Source organism: Candidatus Campbellbacteria bacterium (assembly GCA_034521025.1).
GTDB lineage: Bacteria > Patescibacteriota > Minisyncoccia > Phycocordibacterales > JAXHMZ01 > JAXHMZ01.
In genome coordinates this window covers 65,353-85,744 of sequence record JAXHMZ010000003.1, presented here as the reverse complement: position 1 = coordinate 85,744, position 20,392 = coordinate 65,353, and the positions used below count along the sequence as shown (strand labels likewise).

22 protein-coding genes and 1 tRNA gene are annotated in these 20,392 nt (G+C 41.3%); 9 read left to right on the top strand and 14 right to left on the bottom strand.

What is annotated here, in order from left to right; all coding sequences use genetic code 11:
• Nucleotides 1-55 precede the first annotated feature (55 nt).
• Together U5L75_01135 and U5L75_01130 are read right to left on the bottom strand one after the other, a co-directional pair.
• Nucleotides 56-649 carry a 3'-5' exonuclease gene (locus tag U5L75_01135; protein MDZ7726168.1) on the bottom strand — a complete coding sequence of 198 codons (594 nt, stop codon included), beginning with the start codon at nt 647-649 and terminating at the stop codon, nt 56-58.
• A gap of 34 nt (nt 650-683) precedes the next feature.
• On the bottom strand, nt 684-1,112 hold the full coding sequence (locus tag U5L75_01130; protein ID MDZ7726167.1) for an Ada metal-binding domain-containing protein: 429 nt from the start codon (nt 1,110-1,112) through the stop codon (nt 684-686).
• 39 nt (nt 1,113-1,151) lie between these two features.
• On the opposite strand from U5L75_01130, the gene rpmA reads away from it, so the two are divergent.
• A complete protein-coding gene (gene rpmA / locus U5L75_01125; GenBank protein ID MDZ7726166.1) occupies nt 1,152-1,424 on the top strand; it encodes a 50S ribosomal protein L27 in 273 nt (90 codons plus the stop codon).
• Nucleotides 1,425-1,495: 71 nt separating this feature from the next.
• Here rpmA and rplI read toward each other — a convergent pair whose 3' ends face one another.
• The 3 genes from rplI to U5L75_01110 are packed head-to-tail and all read right to left on the bottom strand — an operon-like array spanning nt 1,496 to nt 3,191.
• Nucleotides 1,496-1,942, bottom strand: coding sequence for a 50S ribosomal protein L9 (rplI, locus tag U5L75_01120; GenBank protein ID MDZ7726165.1), 447 nt, complete (start codon nt 1,940-1,942; stop codon nt 1,496-1,498).
• 30 nt (nt 1,943-1,972) lie between these two features.
• Nucleotides 1,973-2,977: a S41 family peptidase gene (locus U5L75_01115; GenBank protein MDZ7726164.1), complete on the bottom strand. Its 1,005-nt coding sequence runs from the start codon at nt 2,975-2,977 to the stop codon at nt 1,973-1,975.
• Nucleotides 2,910-3,191, bottom strand: a complete 282-nt coding sequence (locus tag U5L75_01110) for a hypothetical protein (GenBank protein ID MDZ7726163.1) — start codon at nt 3,189-3,191, stop codon at nt 2,910-2,912. Before U5L75_01110 ends, U5L75_01115 begins: the two co-directional genes overlap by 68 nt.
• A gap of 63 nt (nt 3,192-3,254) precedes the next feature.
• Here U5L75_01110 and U5L75_01105 point away from each other — a divergent pair, with 63 nt between their 5' ends.
• The 4 genes from U5L75_01105 to U5L75_01090 all read left to right on the top strand — a co-directional run bounded on the left by U5L75_01105 (nt 3,255) and on the right by U5L75_01090 (nt 7,705).
• Entirely contained in the window at nt 3,255-4,169 is a 915-nt protein-coding gene (locus U5L75_01105; GenBank protein MDZ7726162.1) for a CorA family divalent cation transporter, read from the top strand.
• Nucleotides 4,160-5,572 carry a cysteine--tRNA ligase gene (gene cysS / locus U5L75_01100; GenBank protein ID MDZ7726161.1) on the top strand — a complete coding sequence of 471 codons (1,413 nt, stop codon included), beginning with the start codon at nt 4,160-4,162 and terminating at the stop codon, nt 5,570-5,572. Before U5L75_01105 ends, cysS begins: the two co-directional genes overlap by 10 nt.
• Nucleotides 5,573-5,648: 76 nt before the next feature.
• Nucleotides 5,649-7,040: a replicative DNA helicase gene (gene dnaB / locus U5L75_01095; GenBank protein MDZ7726160.1), complete on the top strand. Its 1,392-nt coding sequence runs from the start codon at nt 5,649-5,651 to the stop codon at nt 7,038-7,040.
• Nucleotides 7,041-7,090: 50 nt separating this feature from the next.
• Nucleotides 7,091-7,705 (top strand): toprim domain-containing protein, encoded by a 615-nt coding sequence (locus U5L75_01090; GenBank protein MDZ7726159.1) that lies wholly within the window; start codon nt 7,091-7,093, stop codon nt 7,703-7,705.
• A 17-nt stretch (nt 7,706-7,722) separates the two neighbouring features.
• On the opposite strand, the gene rplU is transcribed toward U5L75_01090, so the two are convergent.
• The 3 genes from rplU to U5L75_01075 are packed head-to-tail and all read right to left on the bottom strand — an operon-like array spanning nt 7,723 to nt 11,865.
• Nucleotides 7,723-8,034: a 50S ribosomal protein L21 gene (gene rplU / locus U5L75_01085; GenBank protein MDZ7726158.1), complete on the bottom strand. Its 312-nt coding sequence runs from the start codon at nt 8,032-8,034 to the stop codon at nt 7,723-7,725.
• Nucleotides 8,035-8,083: 49 nt separating this feature from the next.
• Nucleotides 8,084-9,166 (bottom strand): DNA recombination protein RmuC, encoded by a 1,083-nt coding sequence (locus U5L75_01080; GenBank protein MDZ7726157.1) that lies wholly within the window; start codon nt 9,164-9,166, stop codon nt 8,084-8,086.
• Between the two features lie 23 nt (nt 9,167-9,189).
• Complete coding sequence (locus U5L75_01075; protein ID MDZ7726156.1) at nt 9,190-11,865, bottom strand: HAD-IC family P-type ATPase; 2,676 nt, start codon at nt 11,863-11,865, stop codon at nt 9,190-9,192.
• A gap of 56 nt (nt 11,866-11,921) precedes the next feature.
• On the opposite strand from U5L75_01075, the gene U5L75_01070 reads away from it, so the two are divergent.
• From U5L75_01070 to U5L75_01055, 4 genes are all read left to right on the top strand, one after another.
• Nucleotides 11,922-12,374: a GatB/YqeY domain-containing protein gene (locus tag U5L75_01070; GenBank protein MDZ7726155.1), complete on the top strand. Its 453-nt coding sequence runs from the start codon at nt 11,922-11,924 to the stop codon at nt 12,372-12,374.
• A gap of 187 nt (nt 12,375-12,561) precedes the next feature.
• Nucleotides 12,562-13,584: a glyceraldehyde 3-phosphate dehydrogenase NAD-binding domain-containing protein gene (locus tag U5L75_01065; GenBank protein ID MDZ7726154.1), complete on the top strand. Its 1,023-nt coding sequence runs from the start codon at nt 12,562-12,564 to the stop codon at nt 13,582-13,584.
• A gap of 20 nt (nt 13,585-13,604) precedes the next feature.
• Nucleotides 13,605-13,964, top strand: a complete 360-nt coding sequence (locus tag U5L75_01060; GenBank protein MDZ7726153.1) for a rhodanese-like domain-containing protein — start codon at nt 13,605-13,607, stop codon at nt 13,962-13,964.
• An 11-nt stretch (nt 13,965-13,975) separates the two neighbouring features.
• A complete protein-coding gene (locus U5L75_01055; GenBank protein ID MDZ7726152.1) occupies nt 13,976-14,959 on the top strand; it encodes an FAD-dependent oxidoreductase in 984 nt (327 codons plus the stop codon).
• 555 nt (nt 14,960-15,514) lie between these two features.
• Here U5L75_01055 and U5L75_01050 read toward each other — a convergent pair.
• The 6 genes from U5L75_01050 to mraZ form a co-directional block, all read right to left on the bottom strand.
• A tRNA-Glu gene (locus tag U5L75_01050) sits at nt 15,515-15,586 on the bottom strand.
• 51 nt (nt 15,587-15,637) lie between these two features.
• Nucleotides 15,638-16,933: a UDP-N-acetylmuramoyl-tripeptide--D-alanyl-D-alanine ligase gene (gene murF, locus U5L75_01045; GenBank protein ID MDZ7726151.1), complete on the bottom strand. Its 1,296-nt coding sequence runs from the start codon at nt 16,931-16,933 to the stop codon at nt 15,638-15,640.
• Complete coding sequence (locus U5L75_01040; protein ID MDZ7726150.1) at nt 16,933-18,654, bottom strand: penicillin-binding protein 2; 1,722 nt, start codon at nt 18,652-18,654, stop codon at nt 16,933-16,935. The genes murF and U5L75_01040 overlap by 1 nt, the downstream gene beginning before the upstream one ends.
• 6 nt (nt 18,655-18,660) lie before the next feature.
• Complete coding sequence (locus U5L75_01035) at nt 18,661-18,969, bottom strand: hypothetical protein (protein MDZ7726149.1); 309 nt, start codon at nt 18,967-18,969, stop codon at nt 18,661-18,663.
• Nucleotides 18,966-19,853, bottom strand: a complete 888-nt coding sequence (gene rsmH, locus U5L75_01030) for a 16S rRNA (cytosine(1402)-N(4))-methyltransferase RsmH (protein MDZ7726148.1) — start codon at nt 19,851-19,853, stop codon at nt 18,966-18,968. The genes U5L75_01035 and rsmH overlap by 4 nt, the downstream gene beginning before the upstream one ends.
• Before the next feature lie 19 nt (nt 19,854-19,872).
• The gene (gene mraZ / locus U5L75_01025) at nt 19,873-20,307 is read right to left on the bottom strand and encodes a division/cell wall cluster transcriptional repressor MraZ (protein MDZ7726147.1); all 435 of its coding nucleotides are present in this window, start codon (nt 20,305-20,307) and stop codon (nt 19,873-19,875) included.
• Nucleotides 20,308-20,392 lie beyond the last annotated feature (85 nt).

Below are 20,392 nucleotides of genomic sequence, written 5' to 3'. Positions count from 1 at the left end.
TCTTAAGAACTAAAAGGACAAAGACATAAAAACAGCACAATAAGTGCTGTTTTTATTATGTTACCCAATTTGGTATTTCGAGAGATTTAAATTCACTAAAAAGAGGTTTGTTGTATATTAACCTAGATATACACTCAGCGGTCAGTCGAGCGTCTTCTAATGCGTGATGTGGTACGTCTATATTATTGAGTCCTACATATTCCAAAATGCGCGCTAAATTAAGTGCACTGTGGTTGTTTTTTAGTGGAATAGGTTTTTTATGCATGCGCATATGGGCGTAGCAAAGAGTATGTAAATCAATCGCATGACGAGCAAATTGCCAGTCAATATGTTCGCGCAGTGCGGCTTTCTCAAGAAACCTAAGATCAAAACCTGGATTCTGTCCGGCGAGCGTTGCGTCTTTGCATAGTTTGGCAAATTCCCGAAACGCCAAAAGCAGCACTTTAGGCTCTTCTTTTGATGGGTTTAGAATGTCTTCTTTTGAAAACCCATTTACTATCAATGCTTGTTCGTCTATTTCTGCGTCCTCAAAAACGCGGCATTCACTATAAAAAGTGTGCTCCGGATTTTCAAAATCTACTGCACCCAATGAGACAACGGCATGCCGGTTAGGATCGAGTCCAGTGGTTTCTACATCGATAACGATCATAAAGTTGAAAATTTAACTCCAGTGTAGCATATAACTATTCAAGCCCATCACAATTTTGTGCCGCTACGTAACCAGCGTTTTTGGCTTCCTCGTATGAAGAGAAACTGATCAAATTCTCTTCATTGATCCTTTTGGCTCCGCTACACCAAGGAAAGTGATATTTATCTGAGTTTTTAGAGCCAACTAAAAAACGATCTTCAGCCACCTCCTCTTCTGAACCGCCTTGACTTGCTTTCTCGTCTTCTATTCCGTTGTTACTTCCCTTTTCTTTAAAGATATTAGGCGGAACTGTTTCAACAACCAGGCCTTTGCTGCTATTTTTTTCAGCAGATAATCTGCCCAAAGCAAAGGCGGAAAAACTTACAAAAAGTACAAGCAAAATTACTATTATTGAAGTGTGAATAGATCCAATGTTTTCTTCATCATTAGTATTGCTATTATTGCTGTTTTTTTGTATACTCATGCCTGTAATTCAATTATACCCTAAATCTAATTATTATTTATGGCTCACAGAAAAGCCGGAGGTTCGGCAAAAAACCTCACTGACTCAAATCCACAGTATTTAGGTACCAAACTCTATGAGGGTGAAAGCGCCAAAGAGGGGTCTATTATAGTGCGTCAACGTGGAACAAAAATAATGCCGGGACAAAATGTCTCTTTGGGTAAAGATCATACAATTTACGCACGTAGAGCCGGAAAGGTTTCTTTTGAAGAAGTTCGCAAGCGTAATTTTAACGGTACTACATCTCGCAAAAAGAGGGTGAGTGTTCTGTAATAGAATATATTAAAAAACAAAAAAGCTCTGTCACACAGAGCTTTTTTGTTGCCAAATTATTTTATATTTTACTACTCTGATGGTTCTATATTAACCACTATCGTAGCTTTCGTGTCCTCGATAGCTATCTCTACCTTATGCTCGCCGGTTTCTTTTATCGGCTGATCTAGTTCAATGTAAGATGAGTCAATATCAATCCCCTTATCCTCCTTGATCTGTGTAGATAGATCAGTTGCGGAAATAGAAGAGAACAAAGTCCCTTTTTCGCTGGCACTTGCTTTCACTGTGAAGCTCTCCTTATCGAGAGATCGAATGGTTTGGGCGGTCTCGTTTTTACGAACTTCGTCTTTGGCTTTATTTTCTTTTATTTGCTTCTCTATCGCCGAAACATTCTTATCACTGGCAGAACGTGCCAAGCCCTTAGGGATAAGATTGTTCATAGCGTACCCCTCACTAACGTCAACGATGTCATTTACGTTCCCTACTTTCGGTATTGATGATAATAGTATTACTTTCATATATCTGTTTGCTTATGAGTCTCGATACTATCAATTTTCTAGAAGTAATTCAACAGCGCGTTCCATTTGTTTGTCGTTTCCTGAGTTGAGCTCATCAGAATTCAGTTCAACCTCTACGTCGGGCGTAAGACCTTCCTCTGAGAAGGATACTCCGTTTGGCGTTAGCCACTTTGCGATTGTAACCTTTAACGATGTCTCGGGTGTTATTTCAACCACTTCTTGAACCGATCCTTTGCCGAAAGTTTTTTCTCCTACCAGCGTGGCCACGTTGTTTTCTGAAAGTGCTCCAGCTAAGATCTCTGAGGCAGATGCAGAGCCACGGTTAACCAATACGACCATATCCAATTCTTGATCAAAAATATCGTATCCTTTACTGCGATAGACTTCTACCTCTTCGCCTCCTCTTCCTGTTTCGCGCACGACAACCTCCCCGCTATCTAGGAAGTAACTAGCCATTTCTACCGCTGCTTGCAGATATCCGCCCGGATTGCCGCGCAGGTCCAAAATAAGTTTTTCAGAATCAGTTTCTACAAACTCTTTGAGAGCCTCCTCAAACGCGGAAGTAGCATTGCCCGAAAAATTATAAAGTGATATTACGAACACTCCATCATTGCGTAGTTCTGTATCTATGGTTGGTATTTGTATTACCCCTCGTGTTATAGGGATCTCAATTGTCTCGCTTTCACCTTCACGAGCGACAGTTAGTACGACCTCGGTTCCCTTCTCTCCTCGGATCATATCGACGGCTTCATCGATCGTTAGGTTGTATGTGGGTGTTTCATCTATTTGAAGTATTTTATCCCCCGCTTCGACACCGGCTTTCTCGGCCGGAGTTCCCTTTAGAGGTGCTATAACGGTTAATACTTCATCCTTAACGCCCACTTCCATTCCTACTCCTTCAAAATTTCCGCTGATCTCCATTTCAAATTCTTTTGCTTCCTTTGGCGGGAAAAAAGTAGTGTATGGATCATCGTAGGCTTCGGCTAAGCCCTTTATAGAAGACCATAGCTTTTTCTCGTTTTCTGTACCCTTCACCTTCTATGTGCTTTTCGTTCAGTATTCTCCAAGCTTTCCAATACGGAGAGAAGTCGATTTGTGTCTCGGAAGAAGTCTTGTTGTCAACTTCAGTTACGCGTTCAATATCGTCTGTTTGGTCATTTCCGACAAAAAAACCAACAAAAAAAGAGCTAGTTACAAGCACTGCTATCATTATGGCTGAAGGCCAAAAGTTGAATTTGCTATTTTGCATACCAAACTATTATCGCAAAGCGTCAACTTGAGGTCAAACGAGTCTCTCTGTATACTTAGGGCAATGTTACATAGATATAGCCACAAGGGTGTTACCTGGGTAGATAGTGAAATACCTAGCGACGAAGAGATAAATTCTTTAGTGGAGGAGTTTGATTTGGATTTCCGTCTTGGAGAAGAGCTCAGTACTCGTAGCTTCAAGCCATACATGCGGCGCTTTAACGGAACGTTGTATGTAGCTCTCTACTTCCCCGCTTTGAAGCACTCGCATAATGACGACAAGCTTCAGGAGGTTAACTTTGTTCTCGGTGGAGATTTTCTGATAACGAACCATTATGACACTATCGATCCATTACACAAGCTGGCCAAAACGTTTGAGGTAGAAGAAATAACGAGCAATGAAGACGTGGGAGAAAATGTTTCCAGTGTTTTCTATAGAATAGTGCGCAAGCTTTACAGATCTGTTTTATACGAGATCGAATTTCAGAGAGATGAATTGCTTGAGATAGAAGCACATATTTTTGATGGCAATGAAGCTAGTGCGGTAGAAAAACTTTCTCGTGAAAGCCTAAATTTACTGGTTATTGAGCAAACTCTCGCTACACACAAGAACTTACTCGAAGATCTGAGTGTCGCGCTTTCGAGCTTCTTAGAAAAAGACGCGAGCGATGTGAGTGAGTCTATATATTCTGAATATGATAAAGTAGTTGAAAAGGCCAAGTCTAACCGAGGCTTGGTCGACGAACTTAGAAAAACCAATGATGCTTTGCTTGTAACAAAGCAGAACGAAGTAATGAAGACTTTTACTATTCTGGCTTTCATTACTTTTCCCCTCTCAGTTGTCGCTGGAATATTTGGTATGAATACAGAAAGTACTCCACTGGTAAGTGATCCAAACGGGTTTTGGTATATCCTTGCTATAATGGCATTTACCGGTTTAGTTTTCTATGTAATCTTCCGCTATAAGAGATGGCTATAAAACTGTACAACACTTATACAAGAGAAAAAGAAGAATTTTATCCGCTGAACCCACCAACGGTTACAATGTATAATTGTGGGCCTACTGTATATGATTATGCTCATATCGGTAACTTGAGAGGTTACGTGAACGCCGATCTTCTTCGTCGCCTCTTGGAACATAATGGATATGAAGTAAAGCAAGTTATAAATATAACCGATGTTGGCCATCTGGTTGATGACGGAGATGAGGGCGAAGATAAGATCGAAAAAGGTGCAAAACGCGAAAAAAAGAGTGTAGAGGAAATAATAGAGCACTACACTCAAGCTTTTTTAGATGACCTTCAGTCTTTAAACATAGATACGTCTAACGTCTATAAATATCCTCGAGCCACAGATCATATTTCAGAGCAAATTGAACTGATCAAAACGCTAGAGGAAAAGGGTTACACTTACACAACTTCTGATGGAGTCTATTTCGATACCGCCAAATACGAAGACTATGGCAAGCTGTCTAATCTCGACGTAGAAGGACTCAAAGAAGGCATCAGGGTTGAAGCTAATCCGGAAAAGCGCAACTCCACGGATTTTGCTCTCTGGAAATTTTCAAAGCCTGAAGAAAAACGCGAGCAAGAATGGGATTCTCCTTGGGGTATTGGATTTCCCGGCTGGCACATAGAGTGCTCGGCAATGGCCATGAAGTATCTCGGAGAAACGCTTGATATACACACCGGCGGTATTGACCATATTCCGGTCCACCACACCAACGAGATCGCTCAATCAGTTTGCGCTACCGGCAGACCTTTTTCTCGCTTCTGGCTACACCACGAGTTTGTCAACGTGAAGGAAGGAAAGATGGCAAAATCCGAAGGTAATTTTATACGGCTGAAAACCCTACGTGATCGTGGATATGAACCATTGCACTATCGTTACCTACTACTGCAGGCTCATTATAGGTCTATTATCAATTTTAGTTTCGAGGCACTAGAAGCTTCTGCTAAAGCTCTTTCAAGGTTGGTTCATTTTTACGCGGAGCTAAAAGAAGTAGAAAGAGATACACCTAAGTCTCAAAGTAATAATTATGAGGAAGAATTTTTCGCGTCCCTAGAAGACGACATTAATTCAGCTGAAGCTCTAGCAGTTGTTTGGAAGCTTATTAAAGACGAAACGATTCCTCGTGGTGAGAAAAAATACGAACTAGAATTGTTTGATTCAATACTTGGGTTGGGCTTAAGCAAACTCTCTCGAGAGATATACAATGTTCCTCCTGAAATAGAAGAGCTGGCACGTGAGAGACAAAAAGCAAAAGAAGCCAAAAATTACGAATTAGCGGACGAACTGCGAGATAAAATAACCTCGCGGGGCTTTGTGGTGAGGGATACAAAGGATGGTTATGAGATAGAAAGCGCTAAATTTAGCTCCTAATAAATATACACAGCTTATAAACATTTCTTTCAACTTTTCGAGCCAGGGCACCAACAGTACGTGCTAGAATAGAGATATGAATAAGACGATGAGCGAACAGGATAAACAATATTTACTTCCACCGCAAAATATCGAGTCAGAGAAGGCGCTTTTGGGTTCAATTATGCTTCGCAATGAAGTATTGCATGACGTGGTTGATATAATCAGAGATGAAAGTTTTTATGTTGAAAAACATAAAACAATTTGGCAGGCGATCTTTGAGCTATTTAGTAAGGGCGAGCCGATAGACCTTCTCTCTCTTTCCAATAAATTGGAAGAGAACAAACAATTATCCAAAGTAGGAGGTCGAAGCTATTTAGCGGAATTGGCTCAAGATGTCCCCTCTTCTGCCAACGCTGAACATTACGCGCATATTGTGCATAAAAAGTTTATGATGCGCGGTTTAATAAAGGCCGCCCAAGAAATAACCCGCTATGCGTACGAAGACTCAATTGAACTCGAAGAGACACTAGAGAACGCTGAAAAGCAAGTTTTCGACATAACTAACATTGCCGGATCCAATAAGTTTTTGGATTCGAGGGACATATTAGGTGAAGCGTTTGAAAGATATGAACGCCTGCACAGTTCTCAAGATGAAATGAGGGGTATATCGACCGGATTCGACGATCTCGACCATATGTTGGCGGGATTTCAAAAATCTGACCTCATTATTCTTGCTGCCAGGCCTTCAATGGGTAAGACTTCCCTAGCTCTCGATATTGCCCGCCAAGCCTCTCTTAAAAGCCAAGTGCCGGTAGGAATTTTCTCGCTAGAGATGAGCTCTCAGCAACTCATTGACCGTATGATAGCCGCTCAATCTCAAGTGGACGCCTGGAAGCTTCGCACCGGAAAATTGTCAGCGGATACCGAGTTCGATAAGATCAGAGAAGCTCTCAACGAACTTTCTAAAGCACCAATTTATATTGACGATCAACCTGGTAATAACATTTTGAAAATGCGCTCTATAGCTAGACGTCTAAAGAGCGAAAAAGGATTAGGTTTGATCATTGTTGATTATCTGCAATTGATGGTTCCAACGCGCTCTATGAACTCTGACAACGTAGTGCAACAGGTTACTGAGATCTCTCGGTCTCTCAAGAACTTAGCTCGTGAGTTGGATGTTCCGGTATTGGCTCTATCTCAGTTATCTCGAGCCGTGGAAAGCCGCGGAGGTAAGCCGCGTCTATCTGACCTTCGTGATTCCGGTTCCATTGAACAAGACGCTGACGTCGTTATGTTCATTCATCGTGAGGACAAATTCAACGAAGACACAGAACGTCCGAATATCGCGGAAGTTCTTATAGAAAAGCACAGAAATGGTCCCGTCGGAAGAGTAGAACTTTACTTTGATGAGAAGAAAAGCTCCTTTCTCAGTGTCACTAAAAGTGATTATGGGCAATTTGCCGAGGAGTTCGATCCCGGATTTTAATATCTGTAATAGTTTAAATGTGGTAGTTTGTTTTCACGCCTGTTTTCGATATGAGCGAATTTGAAAAGTTAACAGAATTATTTCGTAAGTTTCCTGGGATTGGCATACGCCAAGCTCAGCGTTTTTCTCATTTTATAGTAAGGCAAGATGATAGTTATGTACGTGAACTCGTGACGTCTTTGGAAAAAACAAAAAGTGCCGCTAGATTCTGTTCTCGGTGCCAAAAATTGTCCTTTAGTGTCAATAATGAAAATGTTTGTTCTATTTGCTCCTCAGCGCATCGCGACCAAACGGTCATTATGGTAGTGGAAAAGGACGCTGATTTGGATCATATAGAACAGTCGGGGGTGTATAATGGACAGTATTTCGTGCTGGGGGGTGTTTTAGCTACACGTCAAGGTTCTCGAAAAGAGTCAATAAGATTGGTGGAGATGGAAGAAACACTTAAGTTCTATTTAGACAAAGGTTTGGAAGAAATCGTTTTAGCTCTTAGCCTGACTCCTGAAGGTGAAAATACTAATGATTACCTTTCGAAGAAAATAAGGTCATTTAAAGGCGGTAAGAAACTAAAGATCTCTACTTTAGGTCGTGGGCTTTCCGTTGGGAGTGAGCTCGAGTATTCTGACAAAGATACTCTTCGCTACGCTCTGAGTTCGCGAAAATAAAACACCTTTTTAGGTGCTTATATTTTTTGAATTTCTACTGTTGCTAGCGGCTGTCTGTGTCCATAAGTGCGGTGATACCTACTCTTAGATCGGAATTGTCTAACGTGCAACTTTTCGCCTTTTTTGTTTTCCTTTAATACTCCGCTAACCTTTTTATCTTTTACAAGAGGATTACCGAGAGAGACTTTGTCTCCATCGGCTATTAGGAGTACATTATCAAAATTAACACTATCGCCCTCAGAAACGCCATCAAGTTTCTCTATGGAAATAGTATCTCCCTCTTGTACCGTATATTGCTTTCCTCCTGATTCAATTACTGCGAGTTTCATACGGAGTTATTCTACAAAATTTAAAGCTTTTTGCAAGGACCATTAAGGCTTACTCTTCATCCTGGTCCGGTTTCGGGATATTTAATACCTCATGATCTAACCCTTCTCCGGATATCCTGAGCACGTCCTTGTCTATCATTCGAAATGATTTGTCGCTTTTATTAAAGTGATTCACTGCCGTTCCTAATGTATTACCAAGTTTGTTGTGGTGTTCTTCATAAGCCAATAGGTGTCTCCTTAGCTCTTCAACTCGCTTCCCGATCTTCTTGGCGGACTCTTCAATTTTGAAAGCTCGAAAGCCCTGCAAGATGGTTTGCAGATAAGCAACAAAAGTTGTCGGAGAAACTATTATTACATTCTTATCTCTATAGGCGTATTCAATTAAACTTCGAGTGTTTACCTTTACTGACCCTACTTGGTTTATCAGAAGGTCGTAATAAATACCTTCAGCCGGTATGTACATTATCGCGAACGGCAATGTTCCCTCCTCCGGTTTTATGTATTTGGCCGTTTCTTCAATGCGCTGCTTTAGATCATTCCTAAATTCTTTTTCCAATGCCTCGCGCTTTGTGTTGTCTTCTTCAGCAATGATGCGGTTGTAATTATCCAGAGAAAACTTAGCGTCAATACAAATAATTCCTTCTTTTGTTTTTATGACCGCGTCTGCTATATCTCCATTTGAGAATCCGTATTGAAGTTGATAGGCGTCCGGCGGTAGAACGTTTGAAAGGATCAATTCTAGTCCGGCTTCACCCAAACTGCCACGTTGTTTCTGATTTTTTAAAACCTTTTCCAAATTCTCCAGACTTTCTGTGATAGTGAAAACCTGCTTGTTCGTTTCCTTTACTTCTGTGATCTCCTTAGTGATACTTTTCAAGTCGTTAGTAAAGTCACGAATTAGCTTTTGTGATTCCGAAAATTGAGTTTTGACGGATTCGTTCATAGATTTCGAGGACTCGCTTAGTTTTGAATCCAAAGTGCGAGATAGCTCGTTGAGCTGGTTTTGCAAAAATACCAGACTGTCATTATTGTCCTTACCGCTGAGTTTTTTGTTTACTCGCAATAACAATATTGCAAGAACTACTACGCTAACAACTAAAAACAGAATCGCCACTAGAAGAATAATTTCCATATTGCTCTATTGTACCACAGCGCCTATTTTGCTCTGTTGCGTCCAAAGACTATGACCTTTCCAAGTTCTATAACTATGAGGTTTGCCACGCTTGCGGCCAAGGCGATAGCAAGGATATCAATGCTAAGAGGAACAAGCGAAAGAAGAGTTTGCAGCGCCGGAACCGTCAAGGAGAGGTAGAGGATAAATATGTTAATGAACAAAGCAACTATAAGGAAGCGATTTGAAAACAAGTTTGTTTTAAAGATAGAGTGGGTTAAATTTTTAAACGAGAACGCGTATAGAGTTGTTCCCATTGATAGAGTTATGAACATAATTGTACGAACTTCTTCTATCGAAAGAGTAGTTTGTAATAGGAAATAGAAAAGCGAAAGCAAAATAACTCCGGTAGAAATTCCCACAATAAGGATCAACTTTTTAACATTAATAGACAATACATTTCTCATACTGGCTATGCGTGGACTCCGTTTCATACTTCCCTTCTCTGCTGGCTCAAACGCTAGGGCAAAATTCAACAAACCCTCGCCAATAATATTTACCCAAAGTATTTGTGTTGGTAATAGCGGTAATGGAAACGCGAGAACTAAAGAGCCAACCAGGGCTATACATTCACCTACATTTGTAGACAACAAATACGAGGTAATCTTTTTAAGATTACTGATGATCCGCCTACCTTCGGCGATGGCCGAAACAACTATGGCGAAACTGTCGTCAAGAAGTATCAAGTCCGAAGAAGCTTTAGCTACTTCAGTTCCACTGCCGACTGCGACACCGATATTGGCGTTTCGCAGTGCCGGTGCGTCGTTCACTCCGTCTCCGGTCATGGCTACAATTTCTTTGTCTTGCTTTAGTAGCTCTGAAATACGAAGCTTTTGATCGGGTAATACTCTGGCGAATACGGTGTTATTTTTCAGCACCCCTAGCAGTTCTTTATCCTCCATTTTTGTGGTCTCTTTGCCCAGTATTACCTGACTCTTTTCTGTAGCAATACCCGCTTCAACCGCGATACTCTTGGCTGTTTCAGGAAGGTCGCCAGTAAGCATAATAACCCTTGTGCCCGCTTCAAGAGCGGTACTAACGGCTTTTGGAACATCTTCCCGTATAGGGTCTTTCAAGGTTATCAATCCTACGAAAATTGAATCATCTAATAGTTTCTCAGTGTCTTCGTTTCGATATTGGGCAAGTTCATTTTTCGAAGACGGTTTGTATGAGATAGCGATAACTCTGCTACCTTTCTCGCTTTCCGACTTCAGTCTTTTTTGGAACTTTTCTCTGATGTCATCAGTAATTTCTTTATCTTCATTATCTATGAATATCCTGTTGGCTGAATTTAAAAGTACCTCCGGTGCGCCGCTAATATGTAGAATTTCACCTTGAGGGGTTTCATTTAATGAAGCCGCAAACCTGTTTTTGGATTCAAACGGCAAAAAGTCCAGTTGTTTTTGCTCTTTATCAAGTTTTTCTTTTGAAATATCTAACTTAAGCGCCGCTTCTAAAAGCGCTTTCTCGATCGGTCTTCCCTTTACCACGATCTCCCCTTCTTCTTCGGTGACAAACGCGTCTGATGCTCGCAGTGCCGTCAGTAGTAGTGATCTTTGATCTTGGTCGTCTATGGGGTCTACCTTGTCGTCTTTAGACTCTTCATCGATTGTGCTGGTAGTTATTATCTCATCGAGACTCATTCTGGCTTGCGTAAGAGTCCCTGTTTTGTCAGTCAATATAGTAGTGGTAGATCCAAGTGTCTCTGCTGCCAAAAGGTTTTTAACAAGTCCGCCCTTTTTTAATATGGCCTCCATACCTATCGCAAGTACCACAGTTACGGAAGCGGGTAGTCCCTCCGGCAAAATACTTACGGCTATAGCAACCGAGATCAAAATAGTTTCGCCAAGCGCTCGGTCTTGTAAAACTCCGACCAAAATAACGAAGGCCAAAATGAAGACAACACCTTTGGCTAAAAGACTTGCGAGCGATTCTAGGTTTTCTTGCACAGGTGTTTTGGCCGCCTCAAGGGTTGCTAGATTTTTTGCGATCTTACCTATCTCTGTCTGGTTGCCGGTTGCGGTTACAACTCCGACACCCGAGCCGGCTACCGCCAAGGTACCCATAAAGGCCATATTCTTTTGCTCCGTTATTTCTGCTTCTTCTGTAATGGCATCACTCGTCTTTGAGACTGCTTTCGATTCTCCAGTGAGTGCGGATTCGTCTGTTTGCAGGTTTCGAGATTCTATAATGCGCAGATCAGCTGGTACATTACTGCCCGCTTCAACTAGCACAATATCTCCGGGTAAAAGCTTTTCTGTTGATATTACACTGCGTTTATTATTTCGAATTACAGAGGCAAACTTCTCCTGTGATTCAGAAAGTTTTTGGAAAGCCTGTGATGCCCTACCCTCCTGAACCATTCCTATAACGGTATTCAAGGTAATGGCTATCGCTATAACTATGGCATCAAGAAATTCCTCGAGAAAAATAGTTGCAACCAGTGCCCCAAAAAGTATGTAAACAAGAGGGTTTTTGATTTGCTTTAAGAAGCTATCCCAAAGTGTTTTCTCCTTCCCCTTTTCGAATGTGTTAGTGCCGTATTTTTCAAGCCGCTTTTTAACCTCGTCGGAAGTAAGTCCGGTTTCTCGATCGACACCTAAGGATTCTAAGGTGTTTTCGGGATCCAGTTGATAATGATCTTTGTTCGACTCGTTCATGTGAGCTATTTCTTGTATACTAGAAGTATTAGATTTACCCATTCAGTATATCAAATATGATCCACGAAGATCTCAACAGAGAATTAAAAGAGGCTATGAAAGCGCGAGAAGCGGTGCGGCTGTCTGTTATACGAGACCTGAAGAGCGCGTTCACAAATGAGCTCGTCTCTCTAGGTAAAAAACCGGATGATCTTTTAGACGACGAGAACGCTCTCAAGGTAGTACGACGTAAGATCAATCAGCGTAAGGATTCTATTGAGCAATACAAAAAGGCCGGCCGTGACGAACTTGTCGCAAAAGAACGATCAGAGCTCGAAGTATTGGAAGGATATTTACCAACTCAATTAAACGACGAGGAAATACAGGAATTGGTCGAAAAAAAGAAAAAAGAGCTAGAAATTTCTGAAGCAAAAGATATGGGCCGTCTTATAGGGGCAGTTATGAAAGAGGTGGGATCGCGCGCGGATGGAAAAAGAGTTCAAGAGATAGTTAAAAATAGCATATCTTAGCTATATCGATATTCTTACTTAAATTCTACCGAAAAATAAATGCTTCAATCTATAGATTGAAGCATTTATTTTAATATCTTGGTTTTCAAATATTTTCCATAAAAGTTAAAATAAAAGCATAGGCGCTATTGATGAGCAGTTGTTGTTCTATTTATTAGTAATATCGTTTTAATTACAAAGTTTTCGTATGGATAAATTAAAAGTTGCAATAAATGGTTTTGGAAGGATCGGCCGTGCCTTCTTCAAGCAAGCTCTAGATGATGAGAAAGTTGAAATTGTCGCGATCAATGACTTAGGAGAGCTTGAAAATCTTGTTTATCTACTACGGTTTGATTCCGCTTATGGCCGTTATAACAAGGAGGTAAAAATGGAGTCGGATGGAGATACACGGTACCTCTCAGTAGATGGAGAAAAAGTTAGATTTATTAATGAGTCTGATCCGAACGACCTTCCTTGGAAAGAGTTAGACGTTGATGTGGTGGTGGAGTCAACCGGAGTATTTACTGAGAAAGAAAAAGCCGCCGGACACATCAAGGCGGGCGCAAAGCGAGTTGTAATTTCAGCGAATGCTAAAGGTGGAGTTGATCACGTAATACTGGGTGCCAACGACTTTAGTGAGACCTTGGATAAAATTACCTCTGACGGTTCTTGCACTACTAACGCTATTGTGCCATTGGCATCTCTTCTTGAGATGTCAGTTGGAATAGAACGTGGATTTATGACAACGGTTCACGGTTATACAGCTTCACAAAATATAGTTGATGGTCCTAACGGAAAATTTGAAAGAGGTAGAGCAGGCGCTCAGAATATAGTATTGACCACAACTTCAGCAGCAGAAGCTGCTCCCAAGGCATTGCCCTTTCTAGAGGAAAATACGTTTGACGCTATGGCTATAAGGGTGCCGGTAATTACAGGTTCGGTTGTAGATTTCATTTTTGTTGCCAGTCGAGATACTACGGCTGAAGAGATAAATGAAATATTCACGAACGCGAGTAAAGAAGAAAAATGGCAAAAAACCCTTTCCGTAACTTCCGAAAAGTTGGTTTCGAGCGATATTATCGGCGAACCCTATGGCGCGATCGTGGCTATGCCTGAAACTAAAGTTCTCGGCGGCAACTTGGTAAAAGTTATGGCTTGGTATGATAATGAATGGGGTTACACGCAGACACTGCTAGAGCACGTAAAGTCTCTGGCTCCTTATGTAAACTAGAAGTAATAAATCAATAAATTATGGAAGAATTTAAAACATTAACTCGAGAAGAACTTAAAAGTTGGATGGACGAGGAGAAAGACTTTGTGCTAGTAGATGTACTTTCCGAGGGATCCTATAACTCCAAGCATTTACCCGGAGCTAAGCACGCTAGTGTCAAAGAATCTGATTTTCAAGAAAAGATTCAGGAAATGGTACCCGAAAAAGACAAGCCCGTAGTGGTCTATTGCGGAAGCTTTTCTTGTCAGCTTTCTCCGTTTGCGGCTCACAAGCTTTCTGAGATGGGATATACAGAGGTATATGATTTCGAAGGCGGCTTAGCGGACTGGCAAGACGGCGGTTATTCGCTTGAAGGTGCTACCGCCGAAGAAGAGAACTAACAACAAAACCTATGAATGATACTTTATACGACACGGTAATATTAGGCGGGGGTCCAGCCGGAGTCGCTGCCGCGGTCTATGCCGCTAGAAAGAAAATTAAAACTCTACTGATCACAAAAGAATTTGGCGGACAATCAGTGGTGGCAAGTGAGATCGAGAACTGGATAGGAGAAGAAGAAATAAGTGGCTTTGAGCTTGCAATGAAGTTAGAAAAACACGTCAAAAAATATAAAGAAGATGTGGACATCAAAACTCCCGAGACAGTAACTAAAATAGAGAAAGTTGCCTGCGAAGACGAAGCGCGAGTATGTGACTTCGTGGTCACTACTGAGAGTGGAGATACTTACAGAGCCAAAAGTGTTATATACGCACTTGGTGGTAGGCGAAGAAAGTTGGGCATACCCGGAGAAGATCGCTTAGAGGGCACAGGCGTCAGTTACTGCGCAACCTGCGACGCTCCTCTATTCAGTGACAAGAAAGTCGTTGTAGTTGGGGGCGGTAATGCTGGCGCGGAAGCCGCCGTTGATCTTCTTCCCTACGCCGAAAAAGTAACTATCCTTCAGAATAAAGATCAACTTACCGCAGATACGGCAACGGTAGATCGTATCAACTCAGAAGAAAAAATTGAAGTGATCACAAACGCGTCGGCCCAAGAAATAACCGGATCTCAGACTGTAGAGGGGGTTGTATATAAAGATGAAAACGGCGAAGAAAAAACCATAGAAGCAGGCGGTGTATTTGTCGAGATCGGGTCAATACCAAACTCTGAATTGGTTGAAGATATGGTTGAAACAGATGATCACGGTCAAATAAAAATAGATCCAAGACACGGAAGTACTTCCCAGCCCGGATTATATGCCGCGGGAGATGTTACGGACGATCCGTATAAGCAGAATAATACGGCAGCCGGAGACGCTGTAAAAGCAGCTCTGGCAGCTTATAGCTACGTTCAAAACCTCCCTAAAAGAAGTCCAGCCGAGGAGCCAGAGGAATAAGATTGGTGTATCTTAAATAGCCCAAGAAGTCATTTTAAAATCTCCTGGACTAAAACAACAAAACCCGGACCTTGCAGGCCGGGCTTTACTATTTCAGTGACCCTACGGGGAATCGAATCTTACAGATTCGTATAGTCTTTATCGTGCTGAAAGCTGTGCGGATATACTCGACCTTTTCGAATCCCCGTCACGAAGCAAGAAATTGCTTCGCTTAGTGTCTTCTCACTTCGTTCGTGACCTACGGGAATCGATCATTACATGATCAGTACAGGTTGTCGATATTTTACTTCATAAATTCGCAAAATATCAGGCAACCTTTTCGAATCCCCTGGACTAAAATAGCAAAACCCGGACCTTGCAGGCCGGGCTTTACTATTTCAGTGACCGAATGATCCGCAGATCTAAGCATTTTATTCGCTTCGCTTTAAAAATACAAAGTACTGCTGGACGCGGCTCGGTTTCTTGCAATGGCGAACAGGTCCCACGAAAGCAAAGAAATTTGCTTTCTCTCCGGATCACAAATGCAAAAATCGCCGTAAAGGCGATTTGCATTTGTGACCCTACGGGGAATCGAACCCCGATTTTAAGCTTGAGAAGCTTACGTCCTAACCGTTAGACGATAGGGCCGGATGGCGACGAGTGTTATTTTACCCCAACTTATCTAACCTGTCTAATAGCCTACCTCCTTGACCACTCTTCCTCCTGGCGCGCTAATAATTTTTCCTTGTCCTCCGGGTGTGCCATAAGCTCGATAACTGCTTTTTCCATTCTAGTCCCCTGTGAGCCCTTTATCAGCACCAAGTCCCCTTTCTCGATCAAATGTTCCACGTATTTTCCTGCTTCTCTAGCATTTTCAAATTGTAGTATGTAACTTTCATCCATTCCGGTAACCAGCGCGCCTTCGGCGGTGTCTCTAGCAAATTTTCCTACGGCCACTAAAATGTCTGAGGAAGAAGCTGCCAGCCCGCCCATTTTTTTATGCTCTTCTTCTCCATACTTTCCCAGTTCTAGCATTTCACCAAGTATCGCTATTTTCTTGCCTGTACTCGGTACTCTCGTAAAAGCTTCAAGAGCGCGTCTGGTTGCGATTGGAGAAGAATTGTATGAATCATCTATTATTGTACTATCTTTAACGCCCTCAATTATTCTCATTCTTCCCGGCTCGTACTTGATCGTACTTAGTCCGTCTAGTACCAAAACAGTATTTATGTCTAGTACCTTAGCTACTGTAAATCCTGCCAGTATTGGATATTTATGTTGGTCGCCCAACACGTTTTTAACCTTGATTGGGAATACATTGCTCTCGCACTCGATTTTAAAAGTGAATCCGTTAACCCTATCGTTTTCATCAAACGTGAATTGCTCGCTTGATCCCAGCGCGTAAGCTGGAGGCATAAGTCCGTAGGTGTATATTTCTGCCTTACGATTCATATCTTTAAATGCTTCAGTAAACTCTTCATCGTCTGAATTGGCAATGATATAACCGTCGGGTTTTAATGTCTTTAGTATAGAAAGTTTCTCCTGAAGAACTGCTTCTCTTGATGGGAAGTTCTCTATGTGCACCGGAACTTTTGCAAACTGAGTCGCGACAATGATATCTGTTTTCAACCAGCTTGATAACTCAGAAATGTCTCCTGGATGATCAGCGCCCACTTCCATTACAAGTATTTCCGGAAAATCTTTGTTAAATATTTCTACTAAACCTCTAAATAGCACGAGGATCCATTGAAAAGGATTACTCCAAGGGTTATTTAATCCCAAGATTGTTAAAGGGATCCCTATATCTGAGTTATAGCTCTTTTTGCTTTTTCTTACGTTAAGCGCCGGAGAGAGCGCAGCCGCTACAGCGTCTTTTGTAGAGGTCTTGCCGACGCTTCCGACCACGGCAATAACAAATGGCGAGTGTCTCTTCAGAGCTAATTTCGCTTCATTCTGCAATATAGAAATAAGAATTTTTTTAATAATATTTTTCATTATCTATCTGGATTTATGGCGTAATGATCGATCATGTAATTAGTAATGTTAAAAAATGGACTGGTCAGTGACCCGGAAGCATAGGTAACACCTTCCGGACGGTCTACCCATAAAAATACTATAAATTTTGGATCATATGCCGGGAAATATCCAAAAAAGGAATGAAACGAATCGCTTTCCGAGTATCCACTAATTAGATCACTAGAAACTTGGGCCGTACCAGTTTTCGCGGCTACTGTATGGGTAGATATACTTTGATCTCCTTCTATTATTAGGTCAAGAGTTTCATCTACTAAATTAACCAACATTCTCGAAACTTGGGTGGTCGTTTCTTCGGAAAATATTTGTTTTGGCGCATTTCTTTTCGGAGTTTTTGTACTTCCGTCAGCTTGGTAGATCTCATCAACTATGTATGGATCTACCAATTTCCCACCGTTTGCAAGTGCCGACAATGCTCTGACGGTAGCTATCGGCGTAGTTGCTATACCTTGACCAAAAGAAGCCGTATAGTACTCGATTTTTCGCGGACTTTCTAAGTTGTCAATTAAACCACTGGCTTCACTCGGAAGTGAAATGCCTGTTCTCTCTCCTAATCCTAATGATCTAAAATAATCTGCAAATTTGTTCTTGCCTACTTGATCAACTATCCAAGAAGCACCCGTATTCATTGAGTGGTCTATTATTCCTTGCATACTTGTTTCCCCACGTGCGCCTTTGTATACATTGGTGATCTTGTATCCGTCGGCTTCAATGTATCCTTTGTCGTAAAATGTACTATCTGTCGATATAGCTCCGGATTCCAACCCGACCGCCATTGTTAGAGCTTTCATTATAGATCCCATTTCATATACGTTTGAGACATTAGGATTAGAGTAGTATTCCGAATTTGCGCTACTGAATTGATTCAAGTCAAAGGTCGGACTTGATGCCATAGATACTATCTTGCCGGTATTGGGATCCATTACTATCGCCCCAGCTTGTTTGGCGTTGTACTTTTCTCTTAAGTTCTTTAATTCCTTTTCTACAAATATTTGTATTGAAGGTTCAAGAGTCAGAACAACGTCGGCGTTCCCTTCTCTTTCGTTATTTTCGGTTACTGGATTGTTTAAAAGGACTTCCGCAAAAATATTAATGTGTCCTTCGTTGTTTTTATCTTCTAGAATATCTTGAAATTCTCTTTCTATACCATAAGTACCAACCAGTTCGTTTTTGTCATAACTCATAAAACCAATGACCTGTGAAGCTAGTGATCCTGATGGGTAATAGCGCTTTCTTTCTGGGTGTGTAGAAACGCCTTTTATATTTAAATCACTTATTTCTTCTTTTACTTCTTCAGGTAGGTCCCGTTTCAAAATTTCATAAGGATCTTCTAGTTTTGCTGTTTTTTTAAAATAAGATTCTTCATCAATTTCTGTTATTTCATTTATTTTTTTAAAGGTCTCTACGGGATTACTCAATACTTGTGGATTTATGTATAGGACATACGTTGTTTCTATCATCGCGACTGGCAACGGCTCTCCTTCTCGTGGTTGCATATAAATATCCCCCCTGTTAAACAGTTGGTGTATGGGACGAATATATTGGTTTGCGGCACGGTTCTCGTACTCGTTTCCTTCTACAATTTGTATAAAAAACAATTTCGTTACGATAACAATAGCCGCCACAAATGTAGTCACTAGGATGAACTTGAGTCCAAGTGTTCCTGGCTCCTTCTTTCTCATAGACTATTATCGTAGAGTGAGGTTTGTATTACGGGTTACAAATACCCTCTCGTCGACGTCGTGAAAGCCGTGTTCATAAGCATAGTCAAGACTTATATCGTTTTCGTTTTGCATGAACGTCAACTGCAGATCTGCTATTTCCTTTTGAGTGTCTACAACTGCCATTTCAATGCTTCTTTGTTCTGCTGCATTTAAAACAGTTTCTACTACAAGGAAAACATAGCTTAAGGACAACAGAAGGATCAATCCGATCAACAAAGTGGTCATTCTTTCTCTGTGCAGGATCTGTGATGTTATTACGCGAGCTGTTTTCATATCTTTAATTTTTTAATAATTCTTAATTTAGCACTTCTGGATCTTCTATTATTTTGTATTTCTTCTGGGGTTGGAGTTATTGGTTTTTTGGTAAGGTTTAGAGCTAAGCCTTCTCTGTGCTTATTTCTGAAAAATCGTTTAACGATTCTATCTTCGAGACTGTGAAAGCTTATAACTGCAAACCTTCCATCAGGCGAGAGCCTTTCAAAGCCTTTTTCTAAACCTGTTTTTAGGGATTCGATTTCATCATTGACGGTTATGCGCAAAGCCTGAAATGTTTTTGTAGCCGGATGGATTTTGCTTTTTCTCTTCCCCGTTGCTTCAGAAATTATTTCAGCTAGTTCTTTAGTGCTAGTGATAGGCTTTTCGCTTCTTGCCTCGACGATCTTTTCTGCGATCTTCTTTGCCCTTCTTTCTTCACCATAGTGTCTGATAATTGACTCTATGTGTTCTTGGTCCCATTCGTTCACTATCTCTTTGGCCGTTAAACCGCTTTCTTCTTTGGACAAGGTCATCTTCAGAGGTTCATCGCGAAGGAATGAAAAGCCTCTGCCCGATTCTTCTAGTTGAACACTTGAGAATCCTAGATCAAAAAGTATGGCGTCTACTTCTTCTATGTCTTCTTCATCTAGTACAGTATCGAGGTTTTTGAAATTTTCTTCATGTAGGGTGATCCTACATGGTTTTTCTAAAAATACCTCTCTTGCTCTCGATAAAGCGTCACTGTCTAAGTCAATTCCAATGATCCGAACGGATCCCTGGTGCGTCTTACATACTTCGACCGAATGACCTCCGTCGTTAAAGGTTCCATCCAGGAATGTATCTCCCGGATGAAAATCTAATCCGTCAATGGTTTCGTGTAAAAGAACAGTCTTGTGTGTCATAAATAGCTCACTCTCGTACTTAGATCATTCCCAGCTCCCCTAGCTTTTCGGCAAGTACATCTGCTTGTTTTTGAACGCGCTTCTTGTATTCGTTCCAGGCTTTTTCGTTCCAGATCTCAACTCTGTTGTGCACTCCCGCGAGTACAACTTTGTTTTTCAATCCGGCAAAATCTTTTAAAAAATCTGGAATGAGAATACGTCCCGCGCTGTCTACGTCTACCTCTTTAGCGCCCGTAAGCATAAATCGACTGAAGTCCCTAGACCCCGATTGGCCCATAGACATTTCCGCCAATTTTTCTGTCGTAGAGCGCCAAGCGCTGAGCGGATAGATCGCTACACAATTGTCTAGCCCCTGCGTGGCTACCACTGTTTTTCCCAATTCTTTGCGAAACTTTGACGGCAAAGAAATGCGCTTCTTTGAGTCCAGTGTGTGTGTATATTCTCCGATCAGCATGACAATTCTATTTATGACACTTTATCCCACTTAGTGACATTATACTCCACACTTATGAAGTTTCAAAGCTGTGGATAAAAAAATA